The following is a 24,311-nucleotide window of genomic DNA, read 5'->3' as shown; positions in this document are numbered from 1 at the left end:
AGTTTGGTAGGAACTCTACCAACAAGCGTGGCTGCAAATGCTTCTACCACAATTACTGTGGCGCTTAATACCACTAAACCTGGAACCTATGGTGGGACTCTGATTTTAGGCAACAACGATAGTGATGAAAGCTCTTTTGACTTTGCTGTTAGTGGTATAGTTAAACCCGCTCCAGCTCCCGAAATTCAAGTCCTCAATGGCACAGTTGACATTGCAGATGGCAGTACTACTGCGATTAACTTTGGCGATGTCATTACTGGTAATACTCTCAGCAAAACCTTTACCATCAAGAACACAGGTACAGCTGCACTTAACCTCAGTAATCTCAAACTTCCCGACGGATTTAGTTTGGTAGGAACTCTACCAACAAGCGTGGCTGCAAATGCTTCTACCACAATTACTGTGGCGCTTAATACCACTAAACCTGGAACCTATGGTGGCACTCTGATTTTAGGCAACAATGATAGTGATGAAAGCTCTTTTGACTTTGCTATCAATGGCATAGTTAAACCCAAAATTCAAGTTATTAATGGCACTGCTGGCAATGACATCTTTATTACACGGCTAAACAATGGCAATGACATCATCACAGACTTTGGCGGTATAGGTACTAACTCAAACCCTCCATCTGCGGTGATTGCCAAAGTAGATACCTTGCAATTTGTTGGGACTGGCTTGACTGCGAGAAATCTGCAATTAACTCAAAATAGCAATGACTTAGAAGTTACTTTTGAAGGCGTGGCCAATACCAAAGTTACTCTGCAAAACTTTCAGTTAGAAAACCTGGAGAACGTAAGCGCATCGGCAATAAGACCTGCTATCGGTAATATTCTGTTTGACGGACAAGCCAGTATTACAGACAGTTTTGATGTGATTAATGCCAACTCCACTCAAACGAGCATTTTCAACAGAAACACCGTCACCTTTCTCAATGAATTGAACAATAACATCGTCGGTTTTGACAGCTCCAACGATGTGATTAATGGTCAAGGGGGCAATGATACCATCAATGGTAATAGTGGTGATGACTTACTACGGGGTGGTGCTGGTGATGATCTTCTCATTGGTGGAAAAGGTAATGATATTCTCATCGGTGGTAGTGGTACTGATGCTTTCGTCTACAATACCAATGCTGCCTTTACTACCGCTAGTGTGGGTATTGATACTATTGCTGACTTCAATCACTCTGATAGTGACAAGATTGTTCTGGATAAAACTACTTTTAGTGCCATTACTTCTATTGCAGGAAAGGGTTTTAGTAACGCCAGTGATTTTCAAATCACTAGCTTAGGGGCAGTTAGTAATGCTGTGATTGTCTACGACTCTATGACTGGACAGTTACTATACAATCAAAATGGTGGCGCTGCTGGTTTCGGCACTGGTGGTCAATTTGCACAACTTACTGGTGCGCCAACTCTGACTGCCTCCGACTTCATCATTCAAGCATAGTTGGGTTGGGTAAACTAAGTGGAAGTGTAATCCAAACATTAATCGACTTTCAATTAAATAGATCACACACGTAGGGGCACAATATATTTGTGCCCTTACAACTTTGCAATTTAAATACCAAATACCATCAGTTACAAGGTGAAATAAAATACGGTGTAGAGTAGAGCAAAATGAAATGTGCAGAATTCTTTAGTTTAAGATTACCTTTTGATTACTCTGACCTTCATAACTGTATTTCTAGCAGATAAGTTAGGCTTAAAACTCAGAAAAAAGATTCAAAACGACGCTGGTAAATGTATTTCTGTTGGAATGGCAACGGCAGCAGTCCTAGTTCAACCTGTACTGACCGAAAATACTCATGCAGATATGTGCGTTGTCGGTGCTGAGATAGTATGGATGTCAAGTGTTTTAACCGACGCAGGTAAAATAATCAGTGGTCATACTGGATGATAGTCCTATTGATGGCAGTCAAACAGCAAGAGCAACGGCCCACTTATCGAGGTTACTGAATTATTGCTACCACTAACTGGAGCAAATACAAGGCAAAGAGGGTGTACAAGTAATTATACAACAGTAATTGACACTACAGAAGAGAGGCGATCGCTACCCAAGAAAACATTAACTGCGACTTGGAACTACTTGACAGCAATATTTTTCCTCCAGACCTAAAATCAATACACAAGATTTAGCAGGAGTTAGAAGTATTACACCTGGGTAGACTAACTAACGTAGAAATCCTGAAGAAAGCACCGTTGACCGATTTTGATCCAGGTGTGTGTCTACACTTTCCCAGACAAGGACAATTTGAGCCACTGAGTTAGTCAGATTAATGCAGACTAAAAACACTTTATAAATCCCTAAAAGGGATGTTTGCTCATGGAGAAAATTTGATGCTAATCAACCAAATACTAGCATAATTCTTTATATCTACACTAAAACTTTATGAAAGCTATATCAAACAACACCTTACATATTTTTGCAACCAAAAGCCTATATACTAGACTAGACTTTGATAAATTTGAGAGTTTTGTTAATTGCAATACCAAAAACTATTAATTTTTAAATGAAATACTAGCGTATCTTATAGTCTATAGTTTTTAAGGTTTAGTTAAAACTATATCCAGTATCATCAAAAAAACTGCAAACTTCATGTGGTGCAAAATCAATCGGGGAGTGGAAACATGAATTTACGTAGAGATGCATTGCAAATCCTCAAGGAAACTAGCCGAACTTTTTATATCCCAATTAGTCTTTTACCGCCAGGATTACAAGAAGCAGTAGCATCAGCATATTTGTGTATGCGTGCCATTGATGAAATTGAAGATCATCCCGAAATAGATAATGCGACTAAAGCAAAGCTGTTAAGAAGCATTAGCCTGACATTACAGGCGGGGGTTGATGGCTTCGCAGTAGAGGCTTTCTTTACAGGATTTAATGGGTATGAAAATACCTTAGAAGAAGTCACTCTGAGAATTAGAGAATGGTTGCTGCTAGCACCTGAGACTATTGCACCTCGAATTTGGGATGCCACTGCTGCAATGTCAGACCGAATGGCTTACTGGGCAGAAAGAAACTGGAAAATTTATACAGAATCTGATTTGGATCGTTATACCTTTGGGGTTGCAGGCGCAGTGGGATTGTTACTTTCGGACTTATGGACTTGGTACGATGGAACACAAACGAACCGTACCCAGGCGATTGGGTTTGGTCGCGGTTTGCAAGCAGTTAATATCCTGCGTAACCACACTGAAGATTTAAGGCGTGGGGTAGACTTTTTTCCAGAAGGCTGGAGTGCGGAAAATATGCAAGAGTATGCGCGGCGCAATCTAGCTTTGGCTGAAGCTTACACCAAAGACCTTCCTACCGGCCCAGCCTTAGATTTTAGCCAGATTCCCTTAACCTTGGCTAATGGCACCCTTGATGCTCTTGCTAATGGTAAAGAGAAACTTAGCCGCAGTGATGTTTCTGCACTTATCGAACAGCTAATTAGTGTGAATATGAAAGCCAGCTAAATAGTCTGTTAAAAACTAATGGAGATAATTCTAAATTGCCTCCAAATTCGGGCATCCAAAATCCTACAGTGATTTTTGTAGGATGGGCACTGCCCTCTAATACCAATTTTGGTTGAATCTTGGATGGCAACTTTGATGTGTTTCGAGTGCAACAGGGATTTTGGATTCAAAATCTGAGACCTTACCCTGTTCTAGCAATGTAAACAAGTAACTAAAACATTTATTAATATAAGTATAATCAATTGCATTATTTTTGCGACCATTTACGTAATACCAGGTAAACTTTAGGAACTCTTCAAAGGATTTCCAGCAAAAATTACCTGGCAAGAATTGATTAATGTCTAAATAATTGAAAGAGAGTGTAACGCTCCCCGTGATTATTCGTGCAGCGAGTTGACAGTGCATGAGCTACTGCTTAAATCCTATCTGTCCCAATCCAGAAAATTTGGTAAACAGCCAAAGTTGTCAGTCTTGTGGCTCGCAACTACTGTTGCGCGATCGCTATCAGGTGATCAAACCATTAGGTCAAGGTGGCTTTGGAGCAACCTTCTTAGCCAACGATCAAGGCTTACCAGGAGAACCGAGTTGCGTAATCAAACAATTACGCCCATCAGGAAGCGCCCCACACGTTTTACAGATGGCCAGAGAACTCTTTGAACGAGAAGCCAAAACTCTAGGTAAGATTGGCAATCATCCCCAAGTACCAAGGTTGCTAGACTATTTTGAAGATCATGAACAATTCTACTTAGTTCAAGAATATATCAGTGGTGATACCTTGCAGGAGGAGGTCAAACTTAACGGCATCTTGACCGAAACTGGAGTCAAGCAATTCTTAAGCGAGATTCTACCACTCCTCCAATACATCCACGAGCAAAAGGTAATCCATCGTGATATCAAGCCAGCCAACTTAATTCGTCGCACTCAAGATGCCAGAATGGTACTGATCGACTTTGGTGCCGTCAAAAACCAAGTCACCCAAGGCGCGATTAGTCAATCAGGGCAAACAGCATTAACAGCTTATGCGATTGGTACTCCTGGTTTTGCGCCTCCAGAGCAAATGGCTATGCGTCCAGTCTATGCCAGTGATATTTATGCTCTGGGGGTGACGTGTATTTATTTACTGACTAGCAAAACTCCTAAAGATTTAGATTACAATCCTCACACTGGCGAGATGATGTGGGAGCAACTTGTGCAAGTGAGCGATCACTTGAGCAATGTATTACGAAAAATGTTAGAAGTTTCTGTACGTAATCGCTATCAGTCAGCCGCAGAAGTTCTTAGAGCATTGGAAATAGAACCATACTTAGAAAGTTTAGCAAAGGGTTTACTGATTAAATCAGATACTGGGTCTAAAGAGCGAACACACAACCACCTGGAAAATTCTGCTGTTTTATGTAACAACTCTTCTGTTGCTGCCACGAGTGTAGGAGTGGCACAGGTAGCGGCAGCAATTCGTGCCAGACGAGCTAAGGCAGCAGAAGCTGCTGGATCACACCAGGGTTCTGGGATGGGCAAATCAACCACTTTAGCTAACAGCAACAGTAATGGTTCACAAGTTCAAATTTCTAAAGTTGAGCGTAAGTTAGATACCCAAAGTTTGTTAACCGCCTATCAAAAGGGAAGACGAGATTTTGCTCTTCACAATTTAAGTTTGTTGAACCTGCAAGGTGCTGATTTATCAGGAACAAATTTCCATTCCACTCAATTTCAAAAAACTAACCTCCAGGGAGCTAATCTTCACAATAGTGACTTTGGCAGAGCCAGCCTTAGTAAAGCAAATCTCAAGGATGCTAATTTGACTAAAGCATACTTTAACCATGCTGATTTAGAAGGGGCAGACCTGCGAGGTGCAGACCTCAGTAATGCTTATCTCAGCAATGCTAACCTGCGAGGAGCTAATCTATGTGGTGCTAATCTCACTAGTGCCAAGATTTCTGATGAGCAGCTAGCACTAGCAAAAACAAATTGGATGACCATCCGCCCCAATGGTAAACGAGGCTTATTGTAAGTTGAAAGTTGAGATTTTGGAGCCAGAGTAAGCTACTGGCCTCTAGATTATTTCCCTACTTTTTAATGAAGTTTAAAGAGGAGCAAGTCTTAGTTGAAACTGTATTGTTTAACGAGGCTTCGATTTCCTTATTAGCTTGATAAATTAACTATTATTTTTCTTGATAAAACTCAGATTTATTCAGAATTTACCAATTAGATAAGATATCACAATTCTATTTGATTTGTGAGAATTGGAACCTGTAGATGCTCAAAAACTTTTATAGAGTTGGGGATCTTGTTTATTATGAACAACTCAGAATTTTTATAGTTGCTTCCCTTAATAGCCATCGCTCTTGCAAATATTAAGAAATATCTCCTTATCTAGCAAAAATACGGAAACCTTTGGCAATTCTTAATCAAATCTTTATAATTTTTATCTGTTACAAATAACAAATGATTATTTACAATAAACAATAAAGCATCACAATAGTTTTTCCTAGATATTTATATGCTTTTTATTGCTATAAACGACAGGGTATCTCGTAAGTAAAAGCTGTAAAAGATAACGCTCTTAAGCCACTCAAGTTTTCAGATGGCAGCAGAAAGTGAAAAATTAATTAATTATCCCTGATTGTAGGCTGAAGCAGAATAGTCACAACCGAAATCGGGCAATACAAGGTTTATATATCATGGCTGACTTTGCACAAACAGAAATAGAACGGCGATTAACTTTATATCAAGTATTCCTTAAGTTGTATGAACACCACAGCAGCCTTCTAGATGAAATTCTTCAGCTAGAAAACCTATCCCAACCATCGTTGAGAAAGATGAAGGTACGTTACGTACATGGTGTAGTGGATACGTCTACTGTTTATTTGATGACTAACTTATGTGACAATAAGACCCAAAGTTTACGACAATCACAGCAGATTTGGACAATAGGTCGTAATCAGAACAGTGGTATTTGCATTGCTGATAACTATATGTCTCGTCGCCACGCGGCTATTCAATATATTGACGATCAAGGCTTCTATTTCATAGACTTCAACAGTACCAATGGCTCATTTGTGAATGGCGATCGCGCTTTAGGTCCGATCAAGCTCGAAGATGGCGATCGCATCCGTCTAGGCAATATGACTTTTGATTTTTTTGTAAATTATACGTGTCGTATTTTGCCAACTGTAGCAGTGGAGTTATTGATGCAGCTTGTGCATCGTAAAAATGACAATCAAGTAGAAATACTTTCTTTTCCGCGTGATAAACAAAAATATATACCTGAGAAAGTAGATGAGAATTTAGAGATTTTCCGAAATTCACGATTATTTGAGAAGCTTGAACATTATTATGACAATTTCAGTTCAGAACAGAAATCAGAAATTTTAGACCGCTTTTTTAGCAGACCAATACCATAAAATCCCAGTTAAAAAATTGAAAATTGCCATAATTTTCAATTTGGTGAAATATACACAATTCGTAGGGGCACAACGATGTTAATTGTTGTGCCCCTACTTTTACCTGATTAGAACTAGAAATGCCGAACAATAACTGATCAATGCTTTACAAAAAGTGGGTTAGCTATTTTGTAACCCACTATATATTCAAAATTGCAGATGAATAAATCCACATTCCTTATTCTTCTGGTTCTAAATCGATATCTTCCTCTTCATCTTCTTCGCTGGCTTTAGCTACAGAGTTAGCAGAAACAACAGCGCCTTTATCTAGCTTTTCACGCACCAGTTTCTTAATTTCTTCAGCGAATTCAGGCTTTTCTTCTAGATACTTAATGGCGTTGTCTCGTCCTTGGGAGATATTATCGCCATTGTAACTATACCAAGCTCCTTTGCGGATAATAATGCCAGTTTCTTCTGCTAGGTCAACAACACAACCCAAGGTAGAAATACCTTTACCAAAAATAATGTCAAATTCCGCTATTCTAAAAGGCGGCGCTACTTTATTTTTGGCGACTTTGACTTTAACGCGATTACCATATTCATCTGTACCTTTTTTCAAGGTTTGAATCCGACGAATATCCAAACGCACCGAAGCATAAAATTTCAATGCGTTACCACCAGTTGTAGTTTCTGGGCTACCGTAGGTAACACCGATTTTTTGCCGCAACTGGTTGATGAAAATTACTGTACAACCAGATTTACCAATATTACCCGTAATTTTACGTAGGGCTTGGCTCATTAATCGCGCTTGCAGACCAACGTGGGCATCACCCATATCACCTTCAATTTCAGCACGGGGAACCAGTGCTGCTACTGAATCAATGACTACAATATCAACCGCAGCAGAACGCACAAGCTGATCGACAATTTCCAAAGCTGACTCGCCAGTGTCAGGTTGAGAAATCAGCAAATTGTCAATATCTACACCCAATGCCGCAGCATAAGTAGGGTCTAGGGCGTGTTCAGCATCAACGAAGGCAGCAATACCGCCATTTCTTTGCACTTCGGCGAGCGCGTGTAGCGCTACTGTAGTTTTACCGGAACTTTCCGGCCCATAAATTTCTATTACCCGACCCTTGGGTAAACCACCACCCAATGCTAAATCTAGGGTAAGCGCTCCACTAGAAATTGTTTCCACCCGCATCCGGGTAGCGTCGCCCAGGCGCATGATTGCCCCTTTACCAAAGCTGCGCTCAATCTGGTTTAGCACCATAGTCAGTGCTTTTTGCTTGCCGGAAGTATCGGTGTTGATAGCCATTTCTGCCTCTAATGCCTCTAATCTAAATATATGGTTTTAAGGAGTGTTGGTTTCGGAGCTTGAGTAGAACAGATATACTATTTTAACCAGAAAATTCTGGAATAGGACTTCTCAAATCAAAAAAGGGTGTGACAAGATCGTAACTCGATCGCTACCAGATTAGGGTAGTTTTGCACAATGATACCAACTTGCATTCAGAGATAGCTTTTTTTGGCTGGGTAAGCAAGGGTTTTCAAAGAAAAAATAAATTACCTAAACAACCCTGTCAGTAGAACCGGACTCGTGAGTATTAGCGATCGCTATGCCAATCAGCATACCGGGTAAGGCGAAGATGTAGATGGCTAACGGTCACGGGATTTTCAAAGCTTTATTCTACTTATCTATTTACATAAAATTAGCAGCAAATACTCTTAAGCCAGAATTGAAATGAGAAGATTTATTTGCTAAAATATAGTCAAAATGTCTAAAATAATCAAAATGTCTATGCAGACCTATACTCTCACAGATGCTCGTAACAAACATGGTGAGGTTTTTGATAAGGCTGCTACAGAGCCAGTTCTACTCACTAAGCAATCACGGCCTAGCCATGTGATTATTTCAGCCGAGAGCTATCAAAAATTAATGAATCGGCTGGAAGAATTAGAGGATATGGTTTTTGGTCAAGCTGCTGAAGTTTCTCTGAGTCAGTCTAAAATGATTGGTACAGAGGCTTTTACATCTGCATTAGAGCATTTAGCTAATGGCGAAGCTTGATGGTCTAGCAACTGTTCTTGATTTTCTGAACGGTTTACAGCCTAAAATAGCAGCACAGATTGCAAAAAAGGTTTTGGCTTTGAATGTTGAGCCTTTACCCGCTGATAGTGAGCAGCTATCTGGTTATCAGGGTTTATATCGAGTTGATAGTGGTGAATATCGAATTATTTACAGGTATTTTCCTGATCGCGATTTAATAGAAGTGATTTTAGTCGGTAAGCGCAATGATGATGATGTCTACAAAAGATTGAAGCGTTTAGTCGGTTAAGCTTTGGTTTTCATTAAAAATGCTAGAATCTCTCCAGCACAAATGCTTTCAGGCATCTTTGATGACTTTCGACCTTCCCGACTCTCTGATTCTCGATACTGCGCTTTCAGTTTCTGGATTAACTGACTATATCCGCTTGCTATTAGAGCAAGATGAACAACTGCGGCAAGTTTGGGTAACTGGCGAAGTTTCCAGCGCTAATCATCATCGCAGTGGTTTATTTTTTACGCTGCAAGATACCGATCGCACCGCCGGAATAAAATGTGTAGTATGGAATAGCCAATTGCCAAAACTCGCCCAAATGCCAGTTGCGGGTGAGCAAATAATTATTTTGGGTAGTATTCGCCTATATCCACAACGGGGAGAGTATCAGTTATCAGTTTGGCAAACTTTACCTGCTGGTGTTGGTTTACAGGCGTTGCGCTATCAACAACTAAAAAATCGCTTGCTGGCTGAGGGATTGTTCGACGCGCAAAGAAAGCGATCGCTCCCCATCCACCCTCAAACGATTGCTGTCGTCACTTCCCCAACGGCTGCTGCTTGGGGTGATATTCAAAAAACCCTCAAACAAAGGTATCCAGGTTTACACGTTTTATTTTCTCCTGCGACCGTACAAGGTGAGCAAGCACCAGAATCTATCGTCAAAGCAATTGAGCGGGTGGAAAGAGATGGACGCGCCGAAGTGCTAATTTTATCGCGGGGTGGTGGCGCGGTGGAAGAGTTGGCTTGCTTTAATGATGAACGAGTGGTGCGATCGCTTGCTGGTTGTTCTATTCCGGTAATTACTGGAATCGGCCATCAAAGAGATGAATCTTTGGCGGATTTAGTTGCAGATGTCTGTGTGCATACACCAACTGCGGCGGCAGAAATGGTTGTACCAGCACTTTCAGAGTTGTATACTGAACATCGGCAACGAGTTGTGGCTTTATATGAGGTAGTGCATGACTCTTGGGAAACTGCTGAGAATAAACTGCAAGGTTTGCGGAATCGTTTGCGGCGTTTGCGGTTAGATCGGCAAGTGCAACAGGAGGTGGAAAAGTTAGCTTGGAAGCGTCAGCATTTGGTGCAAATTACCACGGGGCGATCGCAGCAAGCAAGGCAGCATTTAGAGTTATTGCGGCAAAAGTTGGCAACTCTTGACCCGAAAGCAGTGTTGCAGCGTGGTTATGCAGTGGTAAGAAGGGAAGATGGAGCGATCGCTCGTTCGGCAACGGAGTTGGCTGTCGGAGAAGATTTGTTGATTCAATTGGGGCTGGGTGGCGTTAGAGTGAAGGTTGTAGAAGTAAACGTAGACGCATAGCGGCTTGCCGTAGGCTACCGCAGAGGCGCAGAGGACACGGAGAGATTAATGGTTAAACGTAAAAGTGCTTCTAGTTCTGATTCGATGGAAGGTTGGAATTATGAGGCGAAGGTTGCTGAAATAGAGGGAATTATTACTCGCATTGAGGCAGGTGAGTTAGAATTGGAGGTGGTGTTTGACCAATTTGCAAGTGCTGTTGAGTATTTGCGTCAGTGTGAAAGTTTTTTGCAGCAGCGACAGCAGCAGGTGGATTTGTTGATTGAAATATTAAGCGAAGAGTAGAAGCCAGATTTTTTAGTGTAAGTTATTTAGTTAAATTAAATATAATAATTAAAAAGCTAAACTGGTTAAAAATAAATAATTTTTATTATCAATATTTTTTAGCAAATTTCCACCTTCACTCATATTTAAATCTTCCCAATCCCCAATTCACAGTTCCAATGAGGAGTTTGAGAAGCTAAGAATGACTGATGAGATGATTGATTTAACGAACTGCGATCGCGAACCGATCCACATTCCAAATCTGATCCAGCCTCACGGAGTTTTACTGGTTTTGCAAGATCCCACCCTGGAAATCCTCCAGGTAAGTAGCAATAGCCAGGAAGTTGTTGCCCGTCAACCGGAAGAATTGCTGGGCAAGCCTTTGTCATACTTATTCAATGCCAAGCAGATTAAGCTGATTCAACAATGTCTGGCGGAAGATTTTGAGAGCATCAATCCCCTCAATTTGTTTATCAAGCGTCTGAATAAATCAATCTATTTTGATGGTATTGTACATCGTTTAGATAATATCATTATTCTGGAATTGGAGCCGAAACAAGCGAAGGGACAAATAAGCTTTTTTGACTTCTATCAACAGGTCAGAGGAACAATCACCCGTATTCAAAAAGCACCCACACTACTGGAAATGTGCCAGATTGTGGTGGCAGAAGTCCGGCGAATCACTGGCTTTGAACGCGTCATGGTCTATAAATTTGATCAAGAAGGGGCAGGTAGCGTCATCGCTGAAGACACCAATCAGGAAACGCCCTATCTACACTTGCACTACCCACCCTCTGACATTCCCAAGCAAGCCCGACAGCTATACACTCTTAACTGGCTGCGGCTGATTCCAGATGCCAGTTACCAGCCTGTCACCTTAATTCCAGCGAACAATCCTTTGACAAATCAACCCCTCGATCTGAGTCTATCGGTGTTGCGGAGTGTTTCTCCGATTCATCTAGAGTATCTGCAAAATATGGGCGTTACTGCCTCTATGTCTATTTCTCTGATGCACGAAAAAAAGCTTTGGGGATTGATTGCCTGTCATCATTCTTCGCCTAAATATATTTCTTACAATATTCGCACTGTGTGCGAGTTCATTGGACAGGTGATGTCTGTGGAACTGGCAAACAAAGAAGCGAGTGAAGACATTGATTACAAAAGCCAATTGAAATCATTGCAAACTCAATTTGTGGAAGGGTTGTCTCAGACTGAATATTTTCTGGATGGTATGGTGCAACTAAAATCTCAATTACTTAATCTGGTTACAGCCACGGGAGCAGCGATATGCAGTGGCGACCAGTGTATTCGAGTGGGTGAAACACCCTCTGAGGAAGAGGTTCATGCCTTACTCGATTGGATTAAACCGCATCTTTATCATAACTTGTTTGAGACACGATCGCTCTCGAAAAATTATCCTGCCGCCGAGTCATATCAAGCGATCGCCAGTGGAGTGTTAGCCCTAGAAATTTCTAAAGTTCATCACAATTACATTCTCTGGTTTCGTCCAGAAGTAATTCAAAGCGTAAATTGGGGCGGCAACCCCAACAAACCTGTAGAAGTTGTGTCAGATGGCAGTTTACGAATGTCTCCTCGCAAATCTTTTGCATTGTGGCAAGAAACGGTGCAAGGATGTGCCCTACCTTGGAAACCTTGCGAAGTTGAAGCGGTTACTGAACTGCGAAGCCTGGTTGTAGGTGTTGTGTTGCGACAGGCAGACAAACTGGCATCGATGAATTTTGAATTACAACGGAGTAACGAAGAACTCGATTCTTTTGCTTACGTTGCCTCTCATGACCTGAAGGAACCTCTGCGAGGCATTCACAACTATGCCAACTTTTTAATGGAAGACTATGCAGACGTATTGGATGACGATGGAATTGCCAAACTCCAAACCCTGGTGCGCCTGACGCAGCGAATGGAAGACCTGATCAACTCACTCCTCCATTTCTCCCGCTTGGGACGCGCCGAAATGCTCCGGCAACCAGTGAATCTGAATGACGTAGTGCAACAGGTAATCAGCACTTTGACCATTGCCCGACCCCAAAGCGAAGTCGAGTTTCGCATTCCTCAACCCCTAAAAAGCGTTCAATGCGATCGCGCTCAGATTAATGAACTCTTCAGCAACCTAATCAGCAACGCCATTAAATACAATGATAAACCCCAAAAGTGGGTTGAAATTGGTTGCCTTGAAGGAAATGGCGAAAGCAAAATTGCTTCCACTTCTCTGACTTTCTACGTTCGTGATAACGGCATTGGCATTTCAGAAGAACATCTTGACAAAATCTTTCAAATCTTCCGCCGCTTACATGGGCGGGACGACTTTGGAGGTGGGACTGGCGTAGGCTTAACCATTGCCCGCAAAATTGTAGAACGGCACGGTGGTAGGATTTGGGTGGAATCTATCCCAACTCTTGGCAGCACATTTTACTTTACCCTGTCGGCGGAGGCAAATAGATGACTCGTATTTCAGTCTCCCCAATCCAGCAAACGCCCGTACTTTTAATTGTGGAGGATAGCAACGAAGATTTTGAGGCACTGCAACGATTTTTAGGGCGATCTTCTGTTGCGATCGCCATTCAACGGTGTGTAAATGGAGAACAAGCCTTAGCATTTCTTTATCGGACTGGCAGGTATATTGAGCGCGAAAGTGCCCCCCGTCCCGGCTTGATTGTCCTTGACTTGAACCTGCCCGGAACCGATGGACGAGAAGTGTTGCGCCGGATTAAACAGGATGACAGCTTGAAAATGATTCCGGTGGTGGTGTTTACTACCTCTAACAATCCCAAAGATATTGAAGTATGTTATCAATACGGTGTCAACAGCTATATTGTTAAGCCAATCAATTTTGCTCAACTGAAACGAGATATTCAGATGCTAGTGGAATATTGGTTTGAAGTGACGACACTGCCTGATTTCCCAGAGGATTAGCCATAAGTCAATATGGTTCAGTTAAGGGCTACTGGCAAAAATTTTGGGTTTTTAAGACGCGATAAATCGCCGTCTCTACAACTCTTTTGGTCTTATCTGAACTGTAGTGTCTTTCCCCTTGTCCCGAATGGCACGCTTGTTAAGCTGAAAGGTTTGCCTGGAGTGGGTGTGGGAGGTGTGGGGAGTTTGGGGAGTGTGGGGAGTAAGATTTCTTCTCCATCCTCCCTCCCCTCCCACACCTCCCACACTCAAAAGCCTTACAAATAATGGATTCGCCGTTATCTTAGTGCCATTCCCCCTTCCCCCTGCTTGTTAGGAACTCAGCCATTCCTACCAATCAGAGTTGCAATTGCCTTGACTAACTCATCTGGTTCAACGGGTTTAGACAGATGCCTTTGAAATCCTGATGCGATCGCTTGTTGCTGGTTGATTTCTCCCGCATAAGCAGTTAAAGCGATCGCGGGAATCTGTTTAGCTTGCTTTGGCTGCAATGCTCTAATTTGGCGCATTAGCATATAGCCATCTGTCTCTGGCATTCCAATATCACTGAGCAAAATATCTGGTTCTGACTCTGCCAATGCTTGCAGTGCTTCTTTTGCTGATGCCACGGCAATTACCCTTGCCCCAGCTTGTTCTAGCACAAATGTATGAAACTCACGGGTATCATCGTCATCGTCTACAACTAAGATTTGAGTGCCTGTAAGAATTTCAGTTGGAGAAAAAGTATTTAAAGGATCAATGTTTATCTGTTGTTTTGAGGTTAACTCTTTTTTGATCAGGGGTAGCCTAACTCTAAAAATAGCTCCTTGCCCTTCCCCTAAACTTTCTGCCGAAATCGTACCACCATGTAATTCTATCAAATGACGGACAATTGCTAACCCTAACCCCAAACCACCAAACCTTCGGGTTGTTGTGCCATCAGCCTGACGAAAATATTCAAATACATGAGGGAGAAATTCAGGGCTGATCCCTTTACCTGTGTCGCTGACGGTAATCTGAGCTTGAGAATCAATGTGTTCTAGTTGAATATTAATTTTTCCTTTTTCAGGAGTGAATTTGACGGCATTCGATAACAGATTCCAGATTACTTGTTGTAAGCGATCGGAATCACCTAAAACGTGCCCCAAAGAAGCATCTAGCATTGTCTGAATTTGAATATCTTTAGCCTCTGCTGCCAAACGTACTGTCTCCAATCCCGCCTCAATCACCAGTACTAGGTTGACGGGAAACATCTTCAGATTGAGCTTACCTTGTAATATCCGAGAGACATCAAGCAAATCTTCAATGAGTTGAGCTTGTAATTTAGCATTGCGCTCGATGGTTGCAATAGCTTTCTTGATCTCTGCTGGCTGAAATTCACGGGTTTGTAAGAGTCTTGCCCAACCAAGAATGGGATTGAGAGGCGATCGCAATTCATGGGAAAGCACCGCCAAAAACTCATCTTTAATCCGGTTGGCTGTTTCGGCTTCAGTTCTGGCAGCTTGCTCAAGTTCCAGGAGGCGATCGCGTTCGGCTTCTGCTGTCTTGCGTTCTGTAATGTCAATCACTGAGCCAATGTAACCTTTAAATTGACCGTCCACCCCAAACCAAGGATTAGCAGCATCGATTGTCCAGCGATACTCGCCGTCTTTGCGCTGCAAGCGGTACTCCATACGGAAAGCCTCACAACGCTTGCTAGCTTCCAGAAAAATATTCCTAGCCTCATTGTAATCTTCTGGATGTACGGCGTTCAACCAGCCAAATCCCAGACTCGTTTCTTCCCCTTGACCGGTAAAGTCATACCAGCTTTTGCTTAGATAGGTGCAATAGTTATTGGTATCTGTTACCCAAACCATGAAGGGGGCATTGTCAGCCATGTTGCGGAACTGTTCTTCGCTTTCACGAAGTGCTTTCTCTGCCTGTTTGCGATCGCTGATCTCTGTAACAAAGATGCTTACTCCTTCACCAAAGGGGTAAACGCGATTCTCAAACCAGCGTTGCCAAGCAGGATAAAAGTATTCAAACTGAATAACCGTCTGTTGTGCGATCGCCCGATGAACCTGGGTATAAAACTCGCTTTTGGCCACATCTGGAAACAGTTCCCAAATAATCCGATCTAGCAACTCTTCCTTTTGGATGCCCACAACTTCTGCGACGCGATCGTTGACAAAGGTATAACGCCCCTCCCGATCCAACACAAAAAATTGGTCTTGGATGCCAGCGAGGACAGTTTCTAAGTGGGCTTTTGCCACCTCAGCTTCAATGCGTAGCCCTTGCTCTCGTTGCATTGCCTCCTCACGGAGACGAGCCATTTTTAGGGCTGCCTCCACCCGTGCCAACAATTCCCGAGCCGAGAACGGTTTAATTAAGTAATCATCGGCTCCCGCTTTTAAACCTTCCACCCGTGCCTCTTCTCCCGCCCGCGCCGACAGCAGAATGATAGGAACTTTTTTCGTTTGCGGATTGGCCCGTAATTCTTGCAGCAGTCCAAAGCCATCTAATCCAGGCATCATTACGTCCGTCAGTACCAAATCTGGGACACGCCCACGGGCAGAATCCAAAGCCGCTAAACCGTCCGCCACTGATTCCACCTCATACTGCTGACTTAACAGCCGCTTGATATAATCGCGCATATCTGCATTATCATCAGCCAGCAGAATTCGGGGAGAAGAAGGTGACAGGTTATAGGTGACAGGTGACAGGTAAGATTCCTCCCTATTCCCTATTCCCTGTTCCCTATTCCCTTCTTCGGGTAGCCAACGCAGAGCTTCTTCTAGATAGGGGGTTGCACCTAATGCAGTTGAAGCTAAGGTTCGAGGGGCGCTAATCCGGGCTGGAGGCAAATGAGCATATCCTGTTGGAATTGATACAGTAAAGCAACTTCCTGCTCCTAGAACACTGGTTACTTTGACTGTTCCACCGTGCATTTGCACCAATTCTTGCACCAGTGATAATCCAATTCCTGACCCTTCAAAAGTTCGTCCTTGCGCCCCTTTGACGCGGTGAAATCGTTTAAAAAGATGGGGAATTTCTTCTGCTGGGATACCGATTCCTGTGTCTTTGACTGCAAACTCAATATGGTCGTTTGCCCACTGCAAGCTTACCGCGATTTTTCCAGTCATCGTGAACTTGAAGGCATTAGAGAGCAGGTTAAGAACAATCTTTTCCCACATTTCCCGATCTACATACACTGGTGCTGGAAGGGAAGGACAATTGACTGATAATTCCATTCCTGCGCGTTCTACTGCTGAACGAAATACACTAGCTAGTTCTGCGGTGAAAGTGGCCAGATCGGTGGGTTGGTATGAAGCTTGAACCCGTCCGGCTTCGATGCGTGAGAAATCTAGCAGACTGTTGACCAGTTTTAGCAGGCGGAGTCCATTCCGTTGCACCATTTCTAACTGCTCTCGTTCGTGGGCTGGCAGTAGGCTGGCGCAATTAGCTAAGGTTTCCTCTAATGGCCCTAACATGAGGGTTAGAGGGGTACGAAACTCGTGGCTGACGTTGCTAAAAAAAACAGTTTTAGCACGATCAATTTCTGCCAAGGCTTCGGCGCGTTTGCGTTCTTCCTCGTAAGCTTGGGCGTTGGCAATGCTGGCTGCAATTTGAGCCGCAACTAAATCGATGAATCTTCTATAGTTATCGTCGAATAGCCTGAAGGGATTCAACCCAGCAATTAATATACCGGCTTTTCCCGTTTTACCGGATGGTGCAATTGGTACTGCGATCGCTTGATGGGGCGATCGATCCCAAACACCACAGGGTAAGCTACTAAAAGACACTTCCAAATCAGAGATCAGTTTTGCCTGATGCGTTTCGATCACTTCCGCAAATGGCCAAACGCAATCAGAATCAAGATCGACTGTTTCAGGTGCTGCTACATGATTTTGCTCGATGCGGCACGTTCCAGCCAGAAAAACTTGTTGCTGATCTGGATCAACCAGATAAATCATTGCGAAAGGCAAATCGTAAGGGTTGCTTTCCAGACAATTTGCACTTAATGTACAGGCTTGATCGAATGTCCTTGCATCTGCCGTCCTAGCCGCTAGTTCGCGCAAAAGTGCTAACTGACGTTCACCAATGATGCGTTGAGTGTCGTCTGTATTGGCACAGATGATTCCGCCTGTGTCACCCTGGTCATTAGGAACTGGGCTGTATGAAAAAGTATAATAGGTTTCTTCTGGGTAGCCGTTGCGCTCCATAATTAGCAGCAGCGCTTCGTCATAAGTACCCTCGTTCTTCAACATCGCTGATTCTGCTCGAGGGGCAACCTGATCCCATATTTCCTGCCACACGCAGGAAGCTGGCTGCCCAAGTGCTTCTGGATGTTTGCCGCCAATAATAGCCTTATAAGGGTCATTATAAAGGTTTATGAGTTCTTCGCCCCACCAAACAAACATAGGTTGGCGGCAAGTCAGCATAATTCGGACGGCAGTTTTTAAACTCTGTGGCCACTGCTGTGTTGGGCCTAGTGAGCTTTTTGACCAGTCCCATTCTCGCATCCTAGCACCCATTTCACCCCCGCCGATAAGGAAATTTACGTCGGCGTTGCTTGCTGACGTTGACTCGTTCTTCATTAATTCCTCTCGGTTGGTCATGCGTCGGTTACAGGCTATATCTGTGGTCGTCTTTTTGCCAAAATCCCCTCTAAATTAGAAGTTGATGCTCCTAAATAGTCATTTTAGAGGATATTCAAAGGTATATACAATCAAATACAGGCTCTGCCGTAACTTTTCAAAGCATTGAAATCGTCTTTTAGGGCAAGTTGCTGTTTTGGCTCTCTTCTATTGTTAACTCTATATGACCGATATTCCAAGCTATCAAGCAAGGTCAGTTCTTATTCATAACTTACAATAACTACTCCTCTTTTCGGGAGTCTATTTTCTTAAGAATTTAACCTCGTTCACTTAACTTCTTGAGTAGATTACTAATTCGCTGTATTCTTAAGGGATAAGGTCTTCCATCTCGATTTCCCAAAAGTTAATTGTTAGGAAAGTAACACTTAATTCGGCAGCAAACCTTTCTTTAGAGATATTTAACTCTTGCCGCAGGGCACGAATTAGTATGCCAATATTATGTTGCTTTGCCACAAGTAGGTTTACACTATGAGTCATATATATTAAAGTTCATAAATCACCATATATTAACAATTTTTACGACAAAATCTTATTTTGCGTCTACTGCTCTGGAGATAGAGATTGTGAACTCAAACTAGAGCATCACAACATTATCATAACTTTAATTTATCACTTTAAGAAATAAGACTATTTGATTTTATTCTATAACTCGCTTTATCCTGAAATAAGTGGAGATTTTAACTTTACAAGACTTACACAAACAATACTGAAAATCTTTATTTTCAGTCGGGGCAATTTATGTGTACGCATACTCTTAGGTTGAAGCAAGCTACGCGGAGTGTCTGTCTGTGTCACACTGCGCGTTAGCGTAGTCTCCCGCAGGGAAGCTAGAAAAGCAGATACTTTACGAATTATCCAACAGACTACCCGCAGGGTATTATCCCTATAGTGTGTAGTTTTGCGTATGAGATAAAAGTAGGTGTCTTGCCAAAATTTAAATACCAAACTAACGCTAAATTTACCAAAGAAATTTTGGTGTACCTATCTTTAAACTTTGATAAAACAAATAAGGAGAATAGCTAAATGCTAGATCAGCAGATTGATTACCCCAGCAGACCGAAGACAAGCGCAATGATTATGAAACTTTTCCAAATCACTCTAGTAGTCTTAGTACTTTTAATCAACTTAGTAATTGCTTTCCCTTCTTGGGCAGAAAAAACGCCTTCTTCAAGTAACAATCCTGACTATTTTCAAGTAGGGCAAAAAGTCATTTGGCTTTACAAGGCTCGTGCGGATTCTAGCGATGTCCAAAGAATTCCCGCCGAAGTAGTTCAGTTAAGTTCTAAGCAAGTACAAATCAAGGTATACAAACATAACCACGAATTTGTCAATCGTTGGGTAAATCCAAATAAGCTTGAGAATTTGCAAAAAGTCAAAGAGTCAGTATTCTAAACTTCAGCTATATGGAAGTAAACCTACTACAGTACGATGTAAATCCATCTATCATCTCAACTAATAATAGAAGTATGGGTAATTCATGAATTACCCCTATCGAGGTTAATAATTTTAAACTCTATTTATTTTTTATAGATCAAAAATACTGAACCAATTGGCCCAAGATTTTCTACATAAGTTTTCTGGTTATAATACAATCCTGGAGACATACCTCCATCGAATAAAATTCCTTCTTGAATATTACCTAAACAGTTATTGTTAGCAATGCCTTGTAGGACATTATCAAACATATCTGGCAGTAACTCTTGATTAAGTTGAGATAATTCAATCTCTGAATTAGCTTTCAAGTCATTAACTAATAGTATTACATAGCCTTGAGTAGTAATAGCTGCCAGAGAACGATTGGTGGCATTTTTACAAGCAAATTCTCCCAAATCTTGACAAATATCTTTAAACTTACCCTGACGATAGAATCTGCCATTACCGCCGACTAAATTGTAATTGAGAATATCATTTTTTCTTCTACCAGCTTGGATAGTAGCCTGCCTCTGGTTAGGTGTACCTCTTGATATGCCAAAGGAAGAACGCTTGTTTTTAAATGCTCCTGAATACTCTATACCACGAGAGACATTTAAACCTTGTGGCTTATTATCAGTACCTATGTAGTCGGCATTAATTGCGGCAATCGGTAGCTGTCCGTTCAATTTGGCATTCTCATCACCGATGAGTTCATGAAACTGTTTTGGAATGTATTCTTTACGCAACTTCCCTCTGGCATCTTTGGCGTAGAGTTTATGAGATAGGCCAACATTAACTTTGAAATCTAATTCTGCTGATTTGGGATTAAAAATAATCACATTGTTAATCCCTCTAGAATTTTTTTTACCCTGATTATTGGTTTTAAAAAAATCAATACTGAATTTAGGATCTTTGCCAGGGCAAGTTTTAGATGCTTTGGGGACTGGATTTGCTTCAATCTGTTGACAACCTGATAACAAGCTTGCACCAATTATCGAGATAAATAACAAAAATAATTTTTTGGTTGACATAATAATGCAAAAAACCGCTACAGAATTACTATAGCGGGGAATAATTTAAAATCTCAGTCTGAAATTAATCTGAATAACTACAATTTAAGAGAACCATTCTAAAACAGCTTCTTCTTTAGTGTTAGTATTCCGAGATGGTGTCTCACGATTAAATTTCATCTGAATTGACCGAGTTTGCTCACCATCCGCAGCTACAGCCAGAATTGGATAGTCAATTAAACCATCTTGGAAGGACATTTGGAAGCGGAATGTCCCATCTGGATTTAGCTGAATTGGACGGCCGCCAATGGTTACGGTAGCGTCGGGTTCGGTTGCACCGTAAACTATTAATTCAGCATCAGCAATTAACCAGAACTGGCGCGGACGAACTGGAACAGCAGAAGCCGAGAAGCCAACACCAGACATTCCTGCACCGGAAGCGGTTAAGCCTGAGACGGTAGGAACTGCCCACATACCCACACCAGAGGGAAAAATGTAGGAACTTAGGGCTTGTTCAGGACGCGCTGAACTTGGTACTTGATGCTGGGAACCGAAGATAGAACCAGCAACCCGTAGTGCTTCGGCTGATTCGGCTAAACCAAAGATTTGGTCGTAGATAGGATTGCCGTTAGTGTTTACACCACCATTGGCGGTAGCTGTAGCTGCAACCTTCTTGGCGGGGGGAACTAGTTCGTACTGAGTCTTACCGCGCAAATCTTCTTCAAAGTTGACAGTGATGAAGACATCTTCAATCCAGTCTGAAGGATAGACGGGGGGAATGTGTACTCTAGCAGAACGAGCTAGTACTAACCAGCGACCATCAGCAGCACGATAGCCGATATCTATCACATAATCGCGATCGCTAACTGGAACTGGTAGATACCATTCTCTAGCTAGTTCATCAGCAGGATATTCTTGAATGCTGTGAGGGCTTTGGTATTCGATATTGATGTCGGTGACATCATAAATCCGTAGCGCGAGTTGTTGTCCCCCTTGGCGGCGCAGTTCCTCTTTATGTTCATTGGGGATATCCCAGTAAGTGTAAGCCCACTGTGGATCGCGTGGTAAGAGGACAATCCGGCTTTCACCATAGCCAGAAGGCAAATCTGCGAGTCCTTCATCAACATCAGCTAGAGATCCACCTGTACGATCTTCCTGACCTAATTCAAACTTAGCAGCTTCCACGGTTTCCTGTGCCTCCAATGAACGAGATGGACTGAGCAAAGTTTTGCTTCGCTGGACTTCTAAAATTGATGCCAGCAATTGTGATTTACGCATTCGGCTATAGCGAGAGATGCTATATTCGCTGGCAACTTTTCGTAGTTGCCGTAAGGTCATCTCCTCTAGTGGCGGGCGTTCTTTTGCCATTAATTTGGCCTCCAGTAGTGTAAGCGGTAAATGATTTCCCCTGGTTAAAGAATGCTATATAAAAGGTCATCCACATCCAGATGAATTTCTTATTCCTGACTCCTGGTTTTGCCCAGTTTTAAGTTTTTTAATCTGTTTTTAAATTGAGGTAACTTCTAAAATTCCTGTGTTATGCCAAAATTAGCATTTCTTTGGGATCGAAGAAGTTCTGTTTGTTAAGTCAATATTAACCACTAAGCATATCTAGGGATCAAGTGTTTTCTATAGCTTTTTTGACTATATTACGAATTTATAAGCTTTTCTGGGATCGTATTGTCATGGTTTTATGACAATACTGTCTAACAGAGTGTTGCTCTCTGATATAGATATCAAGATTTCATGACATTTAGCTGTGGGAAAGGGGGCAAGGGAGCAGGGGAGAGGTTTTGCAGCTATTATTACTATGAAAATGATGCAATTTAAATGACGATTAGCTTATAAGCAAACAGCAAGCGGTACTGCGCGATCGCGATCGCGCCCAAGCTGCATTAAAATTCCAAAATTTGCGATCGCAACTATTCGCTAATATCACCCTGAAAATTCGTCAGTCTTTACAAATCGATGAAATTCTGCAAACCAGTGTCACAGAAGTACAAAAGCTACTGCTTGCCGACTGAGTATTAATCTTGCGTCTACAGCTAAATGGCTGTTTCATTGCGGTTCAAGAAGCAGTAGTTCTTGGTTTACCTGCTGTGCTGGGGGAGCAAATTCTAGAACGAATGCAGAAATACTTACGATTTAGGTGCAAACTCCTTCATCATTAAGCCAGCGCCTTTTGCTGCATTAGTCGAGGTCATGGACACTCTAGTCAAATACTGGTTTGAAATTGTGAAACTACCACTAGAAGAAGTGGGAGATAAACATGGACAACAGCCCTATTAAAGTTTTGTTCATTGATGATGACGAAGATGACTACAGCTTATGATGTGGGCATCCAAGCCTTTTTATCCAAGCCTTTTACAGCTAGTCAATTACTGCAAATTATTAGTACAGTTAAAAAGATTGAGGAATTGGAAATTGGCATGGGGAATTGGCATTACTAATTTATTTGTCAAACTTGAGAGTTATAATTTAGAAAATCCGAAGTTCTAACTCCTAAATTCTAACTATTAAATTCCTCATGACAAAGGATGACGTATTAGCGGCTAATGCAGCTTTTTATCGAGCTTTTGAAAGAAAAGATATTGAGATAATGAGTGCCGTATGGTCACAAGGAACTGGTAGTTTTTGTATTCATCCTGGAAGTAATATACTACGAGGTTGGAAGGAGATTCGCATCTCTTGGGAGCAGATATTTAAAAATACCGCTTATATCGAAATAAACACAGATATAATTGCTACAGAAATCGTTGATAATATTGCTTATGTTGTGCTGAGAGAAAATGTATTCCAAGTAGTAGCTGGGAGAAGACTTGAAGCACAATCAACAGCTACAAATATATTTCAATTTCTTGGTGGAAAGTGGTATTTAGTTCATCATCATGGCAGTCCCATTTTGCGATGAGGAATAGGGAATGGGGAATGGGGAATTGGGAATGGGGAAGGGGGAAGGGGGAATGGGGAAGAGTTTTACAATGACTAATGACAAATGACTAATGACTAATGACAAATGACTAATGACTAATGACAAATGACTAATGACTAATCAACTCTACTGCATCTCTTCCATCGTAATTTTGTAAGTAAACTTTCACAACTTCCTCTTTAGCAGTAGGCAACTTCTTTCCAATAAAATCTGGGTGGATTGGTAATTCTCGATGGCCCCTGTCTACTAACACAGCTAAACGAATCACCTCTGGTCTACCGTAATCGTTGACTGCGTTCAAAGCAGCGCGAATTGTCCGTCCTTTAAAAATCACATCATCCACGAGTACAACCGTTTTCCCCGTAAGGTCAAAAGGAATTTCACTTTTCGTTGGAGTCCGCAATCCAATTTTGTCAAGGTCATCTCGATAAAATGTAATGTCCAAAGCGCCAACTGACACGGCTACACCTTCCAGTGTCTCAATCTGACGTGCCAACAATTCGGCTAAGAACGCACCCCTGGTATAAATACCAAGAAGCACCAGTTGAGACAAATCACGCGTCCTTTCCACAATTTGAGAGGCCAGGCGAGTTAAGGTACGACGGATTTCTTCGGATGAGAGAATTTCAACTACTTTGGCAGACATAGGGAATAAGAAGTTAGGAGTG

At 42.1% G+C, this 24,311-nt stretch carries 20 protein-coding genes and 2 pseudogenes; 16 read left to right on the top strand and 6 right to left on the bottom strand.

The annotated features are described in order from the left end of the window. The 5 genes from V7K69_RS20330 to V7K69_RS20310 all read left to right on the top strand — a co-directional run. Nucleotides 1–1,449, top strand: a 1,449-nt coding sequence (locus tag V7K69_RS20330) for a choice-of-anchor D domain-containing protein (protein WP_335037532.1), incomplete at its 5' end; no start/stop codon positions are given. A gap of 207 nt (nucleotides 1,450–1,656) precedes the next feature. After that, nucleotides 1,657–1,899, top strand: coding sequence for a hypothetical protein (locus V7K69_RS20325; RefSeq protein WP_335037530.1), 243 nt, complete (start codon nucleotides 1,657–1,659; stop codon nucleotides 1,897–1,899). Between the two features lie 731 nt (nucleotides 1,900–2,630). After that, complete coding sequence (locus V7K69_RS20320) at nucleotides 2,631–3,461, top strand: phytoene/squalene synthase family protein (protein ID WP_335037528.1); 831 nt, start codon at nucleotides 2,631–2,633, stop codon at nucleotides 3,459–3,461. Between the two features lie 403 nt (nucleotides 3,462–3,864). Beyond that, a complete protein-coding gene (locus V7K69_RS20315; protein ID WP_335037526.1) occupies nucleotides 3,865–5,469 on the top strand; it encodes a serine/threonine-protein kinase in 1,605 nt (534 codons plus the stop codon). Between the two features lie 670 nt (nucleotides 5,470–6,139). Beyond that, the gene (locus V7K69_RS20310) at nucleotides 6,140–6,862 is read left to right on the top strand and encodes an FHA domain-containing protein (RefSeq protein ID WP_335037524.1); all 723 of its coding nucleotides are present in this window, start codon (nucleotides 6,140–6,142) and stop codon (nucleotides 6,860–6,862) included. Between the two features lie 217 nt (nucleotides 6,863–7,079). On the opposite strand, the gene recA is transcribed toward V7K69_RS20310, so the two are convergent. Further along, the gene (gene recA / locus V7K69_RS20305) at nucleotides 7,080–8,159 is read right to left on the bottom strand and encodes a recombinase RecA (RefSeq protein ID WP_335037522.1); all 1,080 of its coding nucleotides are present in this window, start codon (nucleotides 8,157–8,159) and stop codon (nucleotides 7,080–7,082) included. Nucleotides 8,160–8,618: 459 nt separating this feature from the next. Here recA and V7K69_RS20300 point away from each other — a divergent pair, with 459 nt between their 5' ends. The 6 genes from V7K69_RS20300 (at nucleotide 8,619) to V7K69_RS20275 (ending at nucleotide 13,672) form a co-directional block, all read left to right on the top strand. Beyond that, nucleotides 8,619–8,912, top strand: a complete 294-nt coding sequence (locus tag V7K69_RS20300; protein ID WP_335037520.1) for a type II toxin-antitoxin system Phd/YefM family antitoxin — start codon at nucleotides 8,619–8,621, stop codon at nucleotides 8,910–8,912. Beyond that, nucleotides 8,899–9,180: a type II toxin-antitoxin system RelE family toxin gene (locus V7K69_RS20295; RefSeq protein ID WP_335037518.1), complete on the top strand. Its 282-nt coding sequence runs from the start codon at nucleotides 8,899–8,901 to the stop codon at nucleotides 9,178–9,180. The genes V7K69_RS20300 and V7K69_RS20295 overlap by 14 nt, the downstream gene beginning before the upstream one ends. A 61-nt stretch (nucleotides 9,181–9,241) precedes the next feature. Then, nucleotides 9,242–10,480 carry an exodeoxyribonuclease VII large subunit gene (xseA, locus tag V7K69_RS20290; protein WP_335037515.1) on the top strand — a complete coding sequence of 413 codons (1,239 nt, stop codon included), beginning with the start codon at nucleotides 9,242–9,244 and terminating at the stop codon, nucleotides 10,478–10,480. Between the two features lie 48 nt (nucleotides 10,481–10,528). Beyond that, nucleotides 10,529–10,762, top strand: a complete 234-nt coding sequence (xseB, locus tag V7K69_RS20285) for an exodeoxyribonuclease VII small subunit (protein WP_335037513.1) — start codon at nucleotides 10,529–10,531, stop codon at nucleotides 10,760–10,762. A 181-nt stretch (nucleotides 10,763–10,943) separates the two neighbouring features. Further along, nucleotides 10,944–13,202, top strand: coding sequence for an ATP-binding protein (locus tag V7K69_RS20280; RefSeq protein ID WP_335037511.1), 2,259 nt, complete (start codon nucleotides 10,944–10,946; stop codon nucleotides 13,200–13,202). Continuing rightward, entirely contained in the window at nucleotides 13,199–13,672 is a 474-nt protein-coding gene (locus V7K69_RS20275) for a response regulator (protein ID WP_335037509.1), read from the top strand. Before V7K69_RS20280 ends, V7K69_RS20275 begins: the two co-directional genes overlap by 4 nt. Nucleotides 13,673–13,992: 320 nt before the next feature. Here the strand turns inward: V7K69_RS20275 and V7K69_RS20270 are convergent, their stop codons facing one another. Together V7K69_RS20270 and V7K69_RS20265 are read right to left on the bottom strand one after the other, a co-directional pair. After that, entirely contained in the window at nucleotides 13,993–18,228 is a 4,236-nt protein-coding gene (locus tag V7K69_RS20270; protein ID WP_335037506.1) for an ATP-binding protein, read from the bottom strand. A 366-nt stretch (nucleotides 18,229–18,594) separates the two neighbouring features. Then, on the bottom strand, nucleotides 18,595–18,765 hold the full coding sequence (locus tag V7K69_RS20265; RefSeq protein WP_335037504.1) for an XRE family transcriptional regulator: 171 nt from the start codon (nucleotides 18,763–18,765) through the stop codon (nucleotides 18,595–18,597). Nucleotides 18,766–19,311: 546 nt separating this feature from the next. Between V7K69_RS20265 and V7K69_RS20260 the strand changes: the two genes are divergently transcribed. Further along, a complete protein-coding gene (locus V7K69_RS20260) occupies nucleotides 19,312–19,680 on the top strand; it encodes a hypothetical protein (RefSeq protein WP_335037502.1) in 369 nt (122 codons plus the stop codon). Nucleotides 19,681–19,805: 125 nt separating this feature from the next. Here the strand turns inward: V7K69_RS20260 and V7K69_RS20255 are convergent, their stop codons facing one another. Then, nucleotides 19,806–20,732, bottom strand: coding sequence for a phosphodiester glycosidase family protein (locus V7K69_RS20255; protein WP_335037500.1), 927 nt, complete (start codon nucleotides 20,730–20,732; stop codon nucleotides 19,806–19,808). An 84-nt stretch (nucleotides 20,733–20,816) separates the two neighbouring features. Then, entirely contained in the window at nucleotides 20,817–22,079 is a 1,263-nt protein-coding gene (locus V7K69_RS20250) for a DUF4912 domain-containing protein (RefSeq protein ID WP_335037498.1), read from the bottom strand. A gap of 497 nt (nucleotides 22,080–22,576) precedes the next feature. On the opposite strand from V7K69_RS20250, the pseudogene V7K69_RS20245 reads away from it, so the two are divergent. From V7K69_RS20245 to V7K69_RS20230, 4 genes and pseudogenes are all read left to right on the top strand, one after another. Further along, nucleotides 22,577–22,834, top strand: a pseudogene (locus V7K69_RS20245) (histidine kinase); the annotation flags it as partial. A gap of 13 nt (nucleotides 22,835–22,847) precedes the next feature. Further along, nucleotides 22,848–23,000: pseudogene (locus V7K69_RS20240) on the top strand (response regulator); the annotation flags it as partial. 26 nt (nucleotides 23,001–23,026) lie between these two features. After that, entirely contained in the window at nucleotides 23,027–23,161 is a 135-nt protein-coding gene (locus V7K69_RS20235; RefSeq protein WP_335037496.1) for a hypothetical protein, read from the top strand. Nucleotides 23,162–23,238: 77 nt separating this feature from the next. Further along, nucleotides 23,239–23,622 (top strand): nuclear transport factor 2 family protein, encoded by a 384-nt coding sequence (locus V7K69_RS20230; RefSeq protein ID WP_335037494.1) that lies wholly within the window; start codon nucleotides 23,239–23,241, stop codon nucleotides 23,620–23,622. Between the two features lie 130 nt (nucleotides 23,623–23,752). Here the strand turns inward: V7K69_RS20230 and pyrR are convergent, their stop codons facing one another. Then, nucleotides 23,753–24,289: a bifunctional pyr operon transcriptional regulator/uracil phosphoribosyltransferase PyrR gene (gene pyrR / locus V7K69_RS20225; protein ID WP_292707052.1), complete on the bottom strand. Its 537-nt coding sequence runs from the start codon at nucleotides 24,287–24,289 to the stop codon at nucleotides 23,753–23,755. Between the last annotated feature and the right edge of the window lie 22 nt (nucleotides 24,290–24,311).

This window comes from Nostoc sp. (assembly GCF_036917775.1).
GTDB lineage: Bacteria > Cyanobacteriota > Cyanobacteriia > Cyanobacteriales > Nostocaceae > Nostoc.
The sequence above is the reverse complement of the archived record's forward strand: the minus strand, read 5'-3'. Positions and strand labels throughout refer to the sequence as shown.

Bases quoted from the DNA above. Each gene is read 5' to 3' on its own strand.
- V7K69_RS20300 (WP_335037520.1), top strand. From the start codon at position 8,619: ATGTCTAAAATAATCAAAATGTCTATGCAGACCTATACTCTCACAGAT.
- V7K69_RS20235 (WP_335037496.1), top strand. From the start codon at position 23,027: ATGACTACAGCTTATGATGTGGGCATCCAAGCCTTTTTATCCAAGCCT.
- V7K69_RS20270 (WP_335037506.1), bottom strand. From the start codon at position 18,228: ATGAAGAACGAGTCAACGTCAGCAAGCAACGCCGACGTAAATTTCCTT.
- V7K69_RS20265 (WP_335037504.1), bottom strand. From the start codon at position 18,765: ATGACTCATAGTGTAAACCTACTTGTGGCAAAGCAACATAATATTGGC.
- V7K69_RS20230 (WP_335037494.1), top strand. From the start codon at position 23,239: ATGACAAAGGATGACGTATTAGCGGCTAATGCAGCTTTTTATCGAGCT.
- xseB (WP_335037513.1), top strand. From the start codon at position 10,529: ATGGTTAAACGTAAAAGTGCTTCTAGTTCTGATTCGATGGAAGGTTGG.
- V7K69_RS20260 (WP_335037502.1), top strand. From the start codon at position 19,312: ATGCTAGATCAGCAGATTGATTACCCCAGCAGACCGAAGACAAGCGCA.
- V7K69_RS20315 (WP_335037526.1), top strand. From the start codon at position 3,865: ATGAGCTACTGCTTAAATCCTATCTGTCCCAATCCAGAAAATTTGGTA.
- V7K69_RS20320 (WP_335037528.1), top strand. From the start codon at position 2,631: ATGAATTTACGTAGAGATGCATTGCAAATCCTCAAGGAAACTAGCCGA.
- V7K69_RS20275 (WP_335037509.1), top strand. From the start codon at position 13,199: ATGACTCGTATTTCAGTCTCCCCAATCCAGCAAACGCCCGTACTTTTA.
- pyrR (WP_292707052.1), bottom strand. From the start codon at position 24,289: ATGTCTGCCAAAGTAGTTGAAATTCTCTCATCCGAAGAAATCCGTCGT.
- V7K69_RS20255 (WP_335037500.1), bottom strand. From the start codon at position 20,732: ATGTCAACCAAAAAATTATTTTTGTTATTTATCTCGATAATTGGTGCA.
- recA (WP_335037522.1), bottom strand. From the start codon at position 8,159: ATGGCTATCAACACCGATACTTCCGGCAAGCAAAAAGCACTGACTATG.
- V7K69_RS20295 (WP_335037518.1), top strand. From the start codon at position 8,899: ATGGCGAAGCTTGATGGTCTAGCAACTGTTCTTGATTTTCTGAACGGT.
- V7K69_RS20250 (WP_335037498.1), bottom strand. From the start codon at position 22,079: ATGGCAAAAGAACGCCCGCCACTAGAGGAGATGACCTTACGGCAACTA.
- V7K69_RS20280 (WP_335037511.1), top strand. From the start codon at position 10,944: ATGACTGATGAGATGATTGATTTAACGAACTGCGATCGCGAACCGATC.
- xseA (WP_335037515.1), top strand. From the start codon at position 9,242: ATGACTTTCGACCTTCCCGACTCTCTGATTCTCGATACTGCGCTTTCA.
- V7K69_RS20310 (WP_335037524.1), top strand. From the start codon at position 6,140: ATGGCTGACTTTGCACAAACAGAAATAGAACGGCGATTAACTTTATAT.